The sequence below is a fragment of the Mesorhizobium sp. M1A.F.Ca.IN.022.07.1.1 genome, assembly GCF_003997575.1.
Lineage (GTDB): Bacteria > Pseudomonadota > Alphaproteobacteria > Rhizobiales > Rhizobiaceae > Mesorhizobium.
The window spans coordinates 1-3247 of the sequence record NZ_RZST01000493.1 but is presented as its reverse complement, the minus strand read 5'-3'; the positions used below and the strand labels follow the sequence as shown (position 1 = coordinate 3247).

Here is a 3247-nt window from a genome sequence, read left to right as displayed (position 1 = left end):
GGATCTGTGCTCACCACACTCGGCACCTCGCGGGCATTGCCGTTTCTGACCGGCAATCAGCAGCTCTCGGGAGGCTTTGACGCAATCGGCGGAAATTGCGGGCTTACGGCTGCCATTCAGCAGGAGCATACGGCGCGGCCGGAGCGGCGCAACTCACCGGCACCACCCAGTCCGGGCACCCCCGATCCGCCGAGCCCGCCGCGGGGCGACAAAGATGACGGCAACAACGGCCATGGAAATGATCCGGGCAAGCACGATCCCAGCAATCCCGGAAAATCCAAGGGTCCTGGCAAAAAGTAGCGGCAGGGGTGGCCGGCAGTGGCAAGAGCAGCGGATAGCCGCTCTTTTTCTCGGCGCGTCCGTATCCGACTTCGCCAACCGGTCTGGGCCAACTCGCCCCTACGTCGGGGTGGACGAAATTGTTGCCCTTGAACACCACCGAGTCGAGCGGTCGACCGCCCTACATCAATGAAGGTCAGGAGCCGGAGCCGAATTGTTGCTCCGCATAGCCGGCATTCGCTTCCATCGCCGCTCCCGCCCGCTTGCCAACAAAATCATCCGCTCTGCGCGAGATCCGGCCATAGAATTCCTGCAACCCTGTCGGCAGGCCCGCAGCCTTGGCTTTGGCCGCCGCGATCATCTTTCGGGTGCCTGGCAAGCGCGATTGCAACGCCTCCACGAGCTTGCCGTGGAGAAGCCGCAATTCGGCAAAATCCGGCGACGACCCAACGTTTTCATCGCCTACGACGGCATTGATTCTGGTCCTCGTGCTCTTTCCCTTGAGTTCCAGCGATCCCGCGTCGAGCAAGGCCCAGCCTTGCAGCGATCTTACTGTGTCGTCGGACGCGAGGATATCGAAACTCACCGTCTTGCACGTTGTCTCGATACGCGCTGCGATGTTCACCGCGTCGCCAACGGCCGAATAGTTGAAACGCGACTCCGCGCCCATATTTCCGACACAGGCGACGCCGGTATGGATTCCGATACCGATGCGAACCGTCTGCCCGGCCCCGAATCCGAATGCATCGCTTTCGTTGAGGCGGGCAATCGTCTCGCGCATCGCCAATGCCGCGCGAGCGGCTTTGCGGGGATGATCGGTGACGTCGACCGGGGCATTCCAAAAGGCCATGATCGAATCGCCGATGAACTTGTCGAGCGTGCCTTCATTGGCGGTGACATGACGGCTGAGCGCGTCGAGAAGCGTGTTCAAGAACCGCACGACGGCGGTGGGCGGCAGTCTTTCGCTGATCTCCGTGAAGTTTCGCACATCGACAAACATCACGGTCAGCTCTCGGTCGTCGCCGCCAAGACGAAGCGCGTCGCGCGTGTGCTCGATCCGGTAGAGAAGCGATGGCGACAAATACTGACCGAAGGCCCGCCGGATCGCGCGCCGCTCTCGATCAGTCACCAGGAAGCGGAAAGAGGTTGTCGCGAAATGCGTGATCGTGCCCATGAGGATCGGCGCAAACGGGTCGAACAGCAGTCCCGCAAGCGAAAAGGCAAACCATGATGCGACGAGCGCCAGTCCCGTGATCGCAAGGCCGCAGGCGAGCGCAATCGCGGGGCTTACGAAAATCGTCAGAATCACCAGGAGGCTGCCGAGCATCGCGATCGACGCGATTTCCAGCCCGTTTGCCCAATCAGGCCGAGACAGATAGTGGCCGGACAGCACCTGTTCAACGATCTGCGCGTGGATCGAGACGCCCGGCACGTTCTCACCGAGCGCGGTGACACGAATGTCCTGCAGCCCGGCGGCCGAAGTGCCGACAAACACGATGCTGCCTTCGATCGCGGCCCTCGTTTCGGACGAGACGCCGCCGGGTGCAAGCACGTCCTTCGCCGAAACATAACGCTCGGCCCTGTCGGGACTGACATAGAGCCAGAGTTCGCCGGCCGAGGTCACCGGAATAACGAAGTCGCCGATCTTGACGGAGGTCATTATGCCCTGCCGATCCGGCGCGCCGGCAATGAGGTAGGTGGAGGCCCCCTGCGCTACTCTTATGGCTTCGAGGGCAAGATCCGGATAAAGCTGCTCGCCATCAGTCAGAAAGAGTGGGGCTGTCCTCACCACAGCGGTCGATCTGCCGGGATTGAGGCTGATGTGTCCGATGCCGGCTGAATTGGCCTCAAGCTGCGGCCGCAGCGGCGTGGCTGCCTTGATAGGCGGAGGAGCAGCGATCGGGCTCTCGCCCATAAAGGCAATGCCAGCCTTGATTTGCGGCCGATAGTTCCCTTCGTTGGAGATGCCGTAGCCCAGGATAACTGGCTTGCCGGCGATCGACCCGGCGAAGATCTCGTCATTGTCGGGCAGGCGGTCGAGCAGGGCCGGATCGATGCCCGGGACGTCGCGGAGGACAGTGCGAGGCGACAGACGGTCGGGCTCGGCGAAAAGAATGTCGAATGCGATGGCTGCCGCACCAAGCTCCGTCAGCTTTTCGACCAGGGCCGCCATGCGATCCCTGGGCCACGGCCACTGCCCGAACTGCTGCAATGAGGCCTCGTCGATGTCCACCACGCGGACGGGCATCGACTCGAAGCGGCGAGGTGCCAGCCTCTGATACTGGTCGAACGTCGCTTCGCGGGCGAGTCTCAACGGCTGCGGGTCGCTCGCCCGGACAATGGTAAGCGCTGCGACCAGCGACAGACCCAGGATGACGCCGGCCAACTGGGCGCGTGTCATGACATCTGCACCAGTAACTGTGCCGCGTATCCTGCCTGCATGGCCCCGCTCCGGGAGGCAGCTTTCGAGCCTCGAAGCTAGGCTGCATTGTTCCCGGCAAATGTGCAATCGCCAACCTTACGCCCAACGGAGCAGCGCGGGCCGTGCGCTGGCGATTTGCGTAGCGACGAAGTTCTCAATCGGCTCCAGCGCTAGACAGTCGAGGAGCAAGAGCGCTAGCGGAGGCCGCCGGCCATTTTCTCGCTCTCCGGCAAGTTTCGCAACCACAGCATAGCGGCCGCCCCAAGAAGCGGACCCGGCACCAGCAGCAGGAAGGCCCAGCGCCAGCCACCGATGAAGTCGGCGAAGCGCGGCGTCAGCCAGATGGCGAGCACCGTCAGCGCAAAGCCGGCGCCAAGCTGCACCGACAGCGCCGTGCCGACGAAGCGGCGATCGCCGAGCTCGGTCACTGCGGCTGAGAATTGCGCCGAATCGCCGATCACCGAAATACCCCAGACGACGGCGACCAGCATGAACAGCCAAAGCGGCCCGGCAAACAGGAAGCCCATCAGCAGCGCACAGCTTCCC

The 3247-nt window shown here is 63.0% G+C and carries 1 protein-coding gene and 2 pseudogenes; 1 reads left to right on the top strand and 2 read right to left on the bottom strand.

Features of this window, described 5'->3' with window-relative positions; genetic code table 11:
• Positions 1–300 (top strand): annotated as a pseudogene (locus EOA75_RS31005) (hypothetical protein); the annotation flags it as partial.
• A gap of 175 nt (positions 301–475) precedes the next feature.
• Here the strand turns inward: EOA75_RS31005 and EOA75_RS31000 are convergent.
• Together EOA75_RS31000 and EOA75_RS30995 are read right to left on the bottom strand one after the other, a co-directional pair.
• Positions 476–2680: an adenylate/guanylate cyclase domain-containing protein gene (locus EOA75_RS31000; protein WP_127240508.1), complete on the bottom strand. Its 2205-nt coding sequence runs from the start codon at positions 2678–2680 to the stop codon at positions 476–478.
• Between the two features lie 215 nt (positions 2681–2895).
• Positions 2896–3247, bottom strand: a pseudogene (locus tag EOA75_RS30995) (MFS transporter); the annotation flags it as partial.